The 6,854-nt window shown below is 70.1% G+C and carries 7 protein-coding genes and 1 pseudogene; all 8 read right to left on the bottom strand.

Translation table 11 applies throughout. From position 1 onward, the window contains the following. Nucleotides 1-488 (bottom strand): ABC transporter ATP-binding protein (locus L2I40_RS16015; protein ID WP_237216198.1); only part of this gene is annotated, 488 nt, incomplete at its 3' end. Next, nucleotides 481-1,731 carry a lipoprotein-releasing ABC transporter permease subunit gene (locus tag L2I40_RS16010; RefSeq protein WP_237216197.1) on the bottom strand — a complete coding sequence of 417 codons (1,251 nt, stop codon included), beginning with the start codon at nucleotides 1,729-1,731 and terminating at the stop codon, nucleotides 481-483. The genes L2I40_RS16015 and L2I40_RS16010, both read right to left, overlap by 8 nt. Before the next feature lie 49 nt (nucleotides 1,732-1,780). Further along, nucleotides 1,781-1,954, bottom strand: coding sequence for a hypothetical protein (locus tag L2I40_RS16005; RefSeq protein WP_237216196.1), 174 nt, complete (start codon nucleotides 1,952-1,954; stop codon nucleotides 1,781-1,783). Between the two features lies 1 nt (nucleotide 1,955). Continuing rightward, complete coding sequence (gene proS / locus L2I40_RS16000; protein WP_237216195.1) at nucleotides 1,956-3,263, bottom strand: proline--tRNA ligase; 1,308 nt, start codon at nucleotides 3,261-3,263, stop codon at nucleotides 1,956-1,958. Nucleotides 3,264-3,754: 491 nt separating this feature from the next. Continuing rightward, nucleotides 3,755-4,054 (bottom strand): DUF1467 family protein, encoded by a 300-nt coding sequence (locus L2I40_RS15995; RefSeq protein ID WP_237216194.1) that lies wholly within the window; start codon nucleotides 4,052-4,054, stop codon nucleotides 3,755-3,757. A gap of 15 nt (nucleotides 4,055-4,069) precedes the next feature. Next, on the bottom strand, nucleotides 4,070-5,707 hold the full coding sequence (locus L2I40_RS15990; RefSeq protein WP_237216193.1) for a ribonuclease J: 1,638 nt from the start codon (nucleotides 5,705-5,707) through the stop codon (nucleotides 4,070-4,072). Nucleotides 5,708-5,755: 48 nt separating this feature from the next. Continuing rightward, the gene (locus L2I40_RS15985) at nucleotides 5,756-6,577 is read right to left on the bottom strand and encodes a type III pantothenate kinase (protein ID WP_237216192.1); all 822 of its coding nucleotides are present in this window, start codon (nucleotides 6,575-6,577) and stop codon (nucleotides 5,756-5,758) included. A 5-nt stretch (nucleotides 6,578-6,582) separates the two neighbouring features. Then, a pseudogene (locus L2I40_RS15980) lies at nucleotides 6,583-6,854 on the bottom strand (biotin--[acetyl-CoA-carboxylase] ligase); the annotation flags it as partial.

The raw sequence follows: 6,854 nt of genomic DNA, 5'->3' as shown, positions 1-6,854 counted from the left end.
TTGGCCAGCGCACGGGCGATGGCGACCCGCTGCTGCTCGCCGCCCGAGAGCTTGCCCGGCCGGTGCGCCTCGCGCCCCGCCAGGCCGAAGGCGTGGAGCAGTTCCGCGGCGCGCGCATCCGCCGCCGCGCGCGCGGTGCCGGCGGCCATCTGCGGCAGCGCGATGTTCTCGAGCGCGGTGAACTCCGGCAGCAGGTGATGGAACTGGTAGACGAAGCCGATGGTGGTGCGGCGGATCGCGGTGCGCTGGTCGTCCGACAGCGTGCCGGCCGCCTGCCCGCCGACGAAGACCTCGCCGCCATCCGGTTTCTCCAGCAGGCCCGCCAGGTGCAGCAGCGTCGACTTGCCGGTGCCCGACGGCGCGACCAGAGCGACGATCTCGCCCGCCGCCAGCGTCAGATCGGCGCCCCGAAGGACGGGAAGCTCGCCGGCCTCGGTCCGGAAGCTGCGGCGGACCGCGCGAAGCTCCAACGGCGCCGCGTCACTCATTGCGCAGCGCCTCGACCGGGTCGGTCTTCGCCGCGCGCCAGGAGGGATAGATCGTCGCCAGCAGCGAGAGCCCGAGGCCCATCAGCACCACCTGCGTCACCTCCCGCGGATCCACCACCGCCGGCAGGCGCGAGAGGAAATAGACCTCCGGGCTGAACAGCTCGGTGCCCGACAGCGCCTGGATCAGCTGGCGGATGCTCTCGATGTTGGCGCAGAAGGCGATGCCGATCAGGAAGCCGATCAGCGTGCCGACCACGCCGACCGAGGCGCCGCAAAGGAGGAAGATGCGCAGGATCGCCCCGCGGGTCGCGCCCATGGTCCGCAGGATCGCGATGTCCCGCCCCTTGTCCTTCACCAGCATGATCAGGGACGAGACGATGTTGAAGGCGGCGACCAGGATGATCAGAGTCAGGATCAGGAACATGACGTTCCGCTCCACCTGCACGGCCGCAAAGAACGAGCTGTTGGCGTCCTGCCAGTCGAGGATTCGCACCGGAGTGCCCTCCAACGCCTGGCGGATGCCGCGGGAGACGCCGCGCACCGCGGTCGGGTCCTGCACGAAGGTCTCGATCTGGGTCGCGGCATCGCCGGTCTGGAAGAAGGTCTGCGCCGCACCCATCGGCAGGAAGACGAAGCTGTTGTCGTATTCGTGCATGCCGACCTGGAACAGCGCGACGACCGTATAGGCGCGGACCCGCGGCACGGTGCCGAAGACCGTCGTCCGGCCCTGCGGCGAGACCAGCGTCAGCTTGTCGCCCACCGTGATCCGCAGCCGCTGCGCGAGGCGCGTGCCGATGACGATGGCGTCGTCGCCTTCGAACCGATCGAGCGAGCCGAGCTGGATGTTGTCGGCGATGATGCGGCGGGCACGGAGATCCTCTGGCCTGACGCCGCGCGCGAGCCCGCCCGAGGCGCCGCCCGGCTCGCTCGTCAGCAGCACCTGGCCTTCCACGATCGGCGTCGCGCTGACCACGCCCGGCACGGTGCGGATCCGCCGCGCCACCGCGTCGTAGTCGGTGATGTTGCGCTCGATGCCGTAGACGCCGAGATGGCCGTTCAGGCCGAGGATCCGGCCCAGCAGTTCCTGGCGGAAGCCGTTCATCACGCTCATCACGATGATCAGCGTCGCGACGCCGAGCGCGATCCCGACCAGCGAGAAGATCGCAATGACGGAGACGAAGCGCTCGCCCTTGCGGGCGCGGAGGTAGCGGAACGCGACGGCGCGCTCGAAGGCGTCGAACATGGCAGCCGGTTACGCGAGCCGCGGCCCCGCGTCCATCACCCCGCCCGCCTCAGCCGCGCGCCGCACGCTGCAGCAGGTCCATGGCGATGCCGCCGGCAAGCCCCCCGACCCCGCCGACCAGCGCGAGCATGCCGAGGCTCTGCTCCACCCCCGCCATCTCGAGCAGCGTCGCCAGGGCGAGCGCCAGCGCCAGCACCCCCATCGCCAGAACCATGTGCCGCATGTCAGCCCTTGATCATCCCGAGTGCATCCTCGGGCGAGACCTCATGGCGTTCCCCGGTCATCCGGCGCTTGAGCTCCACCCGACCGGCGGCGGCGCCCTTCGGCCCGACGATGACCTGCCAGGGATGCCCCATCAGGTCCGCATCGGCGAATTTGCGGCCCGCGCGCTCGTCCCGGTCGTCATACACGGCGTCGTGAGCGAGGGAAGCGTAGAGCTGCCCGCACAACGAATCGCAGGCGGAATCACCCGGCTTGAGGTTCAGCACCGCGGCCCGGAAGGGCGCGACGGCATCCGGCCACTTGATGCCGGCCTCGTCGTGGTTGGCCTCGATGATCGCACCCACGAGGCGCGAGACGCCGATGCCGTAGCTGCCCATCTCCGGCACCACCGTCGCCCCGTCCGGCCCCTGCACCGAAAGTCCCATCGGCTGCGAATATCTGGTGCCGAAGTAGAAGATGTGCCCGACCTCGATGCCGCGCGCCGAGACGCGCTCGGCCTCCGGCAGCTTCTCCCAGGCCGCGGCGTCGTGCATCTCCTCGGTCGCGGCGTAGTGCGAGGTCCAGCCCTCGACGATCGGCGCGAGGTCGCCGTCGTAGTCCGGCGCCTCGGCCAACGGATCCTTCTCGAGCAGCTTGCGGGACACGAAGACCTGGGACTCGCCGGTCTCGGCCAGGATGATGAATTCGTGGCTGAGATCGCCGCCGATCGGGCCGGTGTCGGCGCGCATCGGGATGGCCTTGAGGCCCATGCGGGCGAAGGTGCGCAGATAGGCCACGAACATCTGCCGGTATGAATGCTCGGCGCCCGCCTTGGTGAGATCGAAGGAATAGGCGTCCTTCATCAGGAACTCGCGCCCGCGCATGACACCGAAACGGGGCCGCACTTCGTCGCGGAACTTCCACTGGATGTGGTAGAGATTGCGCGGCAGGTCACGATAGGACTTCGCGAATTGACCGAAGATGTCGGTCACCATCTCCTCGTTCGTGGGGCCGAACAGCATCTCCCGCTCGTGCCGGTCCTTCAGCCGCAGCATCTCCGGCCCATAGGCGTCGTAGCGCCCGGACTGGCGCCAGAGATCGGCCGACTGCATCGTCGGCATCAGGACCTCCTGCGCCCCTGCCCGGTCCTGCTCCTCCCGCACGATCTGCTCGACCTTCTGGAGCGCGCGCCAGCCGAGCGGCAACCAAGCATAGATGCCGGCAGCCGTCTGGCGGATCAGCCCCGCGCGCAGCATCAGCCGGTGCGAAACGATCTGCGCCTCGGCAGGGGTTTCCTTCAGCGTGGGCAGGAAGGCGCGGGAGAGGCGCAAGGATCGGCTCCGGGCGAGTGGAAAGTGCGGCGGACCCTAGCGCAGCCCTGGATCGCGCGAAACGGCGGCGCGGAGCCCTCGCGGTCGGCCGAAGGGATTCAATGGCTTCGCGTCAATGCATAGGATCCTGATGTAACGTCGCCGGTGGCTCGACGCGACGTCTGCTGCGGCGCAATAACGTGACCGGCAATACTTGCCTTGGGCAACCCAGGCGGCATCACAGGCCCGCAAGTGCTGAAAAAAGCCTTGCTTTCACGGAGGATACCGTTACACAAAAAAACGGGCCGCACCCTCGCGGGGCGGCCCGAGTTTAGGGAGGAAACGCCAGTCACACGGCAGAGAGAGGATCAACCTCTCCCTGAAGCCACAATGGCGTGGACGGCCGAGGCGGCACAACAAGAAAGCCGGCCGGTGGAAGCCAAAAAACAGGCTTCCGGAGACGAACTGCTCAATGCCAAGGCGGCACCTGCTGGGGAGGCAGGGTAGCCGCCTTAATTTTGTGCGCCGCCGGGCCAGGGACGCGAAACAGCCGCGCCCTCATAGGCGAAGAAGCCCTCGCGGAAGCTGACCAGCCCGGACTCGATCACCGCATAGACGCCGAGCCAGAGCACCCCGGCCAGCACCGTCGTGCCGATCACCTTGCGCCCCAGCAGCGGCCGCGCCGGCGCCCCGCGCCAGCCCCCGGCCTCGGGGTCCGGATCCTCGACCGGCTTCGTGCCGATCGGCAGGACAGCGAACAGCGCCGTCCACCAGATCAGCAGGTAGACGACGACCCCGGTGAACCAATCCATGCCCCGCGCCCCCCGTCAGACCCGCAGCAGATGCACCTCGACGCTCGGCCGCTTGCGCAGCCGGCGTCCGACGGCCCGGCGCACGGCGGTCCGCGCCGCCTCGCGCAGCGCCCCGTCCTCGCGCTTCAGCGGCCCCGGCAGCTCTACCACCGCGCGCGCCAGGTCGGCCGCGATCTGCGCGGGCTCGTCATCGGTCCCGTCGAACAGCCCCGGCGCCGAGACCTGCGGCTGGCCCAGCACGCGCCCCGACCCGTCCACGGCGAGCGAGGCAATGACGACGCCGTTCACCAGCATCTTCTTGCGCGCCGCCAGCACGTCGCCGTCGAGCGGCAGCAGCCGGTCACCATCCACGGCAAGGCGCCCGACCGGCACGCTTTCGACGATGTCGGGCTCCCCGGGCGAAAGGCGCAGCACGTCGCCATCCTCGATCACATAGGCCTCCACGCCGAGGCCTTCGGCCAGGTTGGCGTGCTCGTTCATGTGCCGCCACTCACCATGCACCGGCACGCAGTATTTCGGCTTCACCAGCTGATACAGCCGCTTGAGCTCGTCGCGCGCCGGGTGGCCCGAGACATGGACCATGTGGTCATCGGCCGTCATCACCTCGACGCCGGCCCGGCTCAGCTCGTCCTGGATACGCAGGATCGCGCGCTCGTTCCCGGGGATCATGCGCGAGGAGAAGATCACCGTGTCGCCCTCGCCGAGCGAGATGTGCGGGTGCTTGTCGGCGGCGATCTTCGCCATGGCGCTGCGCGGCTCGCCCTGGCTGCCGGTGCAGACGATGACGAGCCTGTCGTCGGGCACGTCGGCCGACTGCTCCTCCGTCAGGAAGGGCGGCAGGTCGCGGAGGTAGCCGCATTCCCGCGCCGCGGCCTCGGCGTTGCGCAAGGACCGGCCGAACAGCGCCACCTCCCGCCCCGCGGCGCGGGCGGCAAGCGCCACGCTCTCGACGCGGGCGATGTTGGTCGCGAAGCAGGTGACGGCGACGCGACCCTTCAGCTTGCGGATGATGGCGGCGAGGTTGCGTCGCACCTCCGCCTCGCTGCCCGAATGGCCTTCGACCATCGCATTGGTGCTGTCGCAGACCATCGCCAGCACGCCTTCCTCGCCGAAGCGGGCGAAGGCGGCCTCGTCGGTCGGCGGGCCGATCAGCGGGTTGGGGTCGAGCTTCCAGTCGCCGGTGTGCAGCACGTTGCCGCGCGGCGTGCGGATCGCGAGCGCCTGCGCCTCCGGCACCGAATGGGCGACGCGCAGGAACTCGAGGTCGAAGGCGCCGATCGTCCAGCGGCTGCCCGGCGCATGGGTCACGATCTCCACCTGCCCCAGCAGCCCGGCCTCGCCGAGCTTGCGGCGCAGCACGGCACAGACGAAGGGGCTGGCATGGATGGGGCAGCGCAGCTGCGGCCAGAGATGCGCGACCGCGCCGATGTGGTCCTCATGCGCATGCGTGATCACGAGCCCCACGAGCCGGTCGCGGCGCGCCGCGAGCCAGCCGGCATCGGGCACCAGCACATCCACTTCCGGATGCTCGGGACCGCCGAAGCCGAGGCCGCAATCCACGGCGAGAAGCTGTCCGTCGCAGCGATAGACGTTCAGGTTGAGGCCGATCTCCCCCGTCCCGCCGAGCGGGATGAAGGCCAGGTCTCCGGTCATTTCAGTTCCAGTGCAGTCGTCAGGTCGGGTCGGGTCGGGTGTCGCGCCTCAGGCGAGGCTCTCGTCGCGGCGGGGGTGCCGCACCAATGTGGGGGCCGGGTTGCGGTCCGCCAACAGGCGCAGCCCGTCCAGCGTCGTGTCGGGGTCGGTCGTCTCGATCACCGTCGTGCCCTCGGCGAAGAGCGGCGCGAGGCCGCCGGTCGCGATGACCTTGAGATGCCCCTCGGCCGCCTCGTCGTGCTCGGCGCGGATGCGGGCGACGATGCCCTCGATCAGCCCGACATAGCCCCAGTAGATGCCCGATTGCATGGCCGCGACCGTGTTGCGACCGACCACCGCCTGCGGCCGGCCGATGCCGATGCGCGGCAGGCGCGCCGCGGCGCGATGCAGCGCCTCGATCGAGAGGTTGATGCCCGGCGCGATCACTCCGCCGAGATAGGCGCCGTCGCGCGCCACCACGTCGAAGGTCGTCGCGGTGCCGAAATCGATGACGATCAGCGGCCCCTTGTAGCGGTGATGCGCCGCCAGCGCGTTCAGCAGGCGGTCGGCGCCGACCTCATGCGGCGCGTCCACCCGGATGTCGAACCCCCAGTCGAGCGGCGCGCGGGCGATCAGCGGCTCGCAGTCGAACCAGTCGCGGCAGAGCCGGCGAAGGTTGTACAGTGCCGCCGGCACCACCGTCCCGATCGCACAGCGCGTGATGTCGGCGGGCTTCAGCCCGGCATGCTGCAGCAGGGCCAGCAGCCAGACCGCGTATTCGTCCGACGTCCGCTCCGGGTCGGTGCGGACGCGCCAGCGGCCGCGCCATTCCGTCCCGTCATGGACGGCGAAGACGATGTTCGTGTTGCCCGCATCCACCACCAGCAGCATGGGGCTCAGGCTCCGTCGAGTTCGCCGGACCCGAAACGCCGCGGACCGGCGCCGGTGTCGAGCAGCAGGGCGCCGTCCTCGGCCAGCCCCGCATAGGTGCCGACCGTTTCACCCCCGCCGAGCCGCAAGGTCAACCGCGTCCCCGGCATGGGCCCCCGTCGCATCCAGGCATCCACCAGGCCCTGTGCCGGGCGGCCGCGCCAGGCGTCGAGCGCGGCCAGCAGGCGCGCGGCCACCGCCTCGGGCGCCGGCGCCGGGCCCTCGCCGGCGAGGCAGG

The organism is Falsiroseomonas oryziterrae, from assembly GCF_021864505.1.
Taxonomy (GTDB): domain Bacteria; phylum Pseudomonadota; class Alphaproteobacteria; order Acetobacterales; family Acetobacteraceae; genus Falsiroseomonas; species Falsiroseomonas oryziterrae.
The sequence above is the reverse complement of the archived record's forward strand: the minus strand, read 5'-3'. Positions and strand labels throughout refer to the sequence as shown.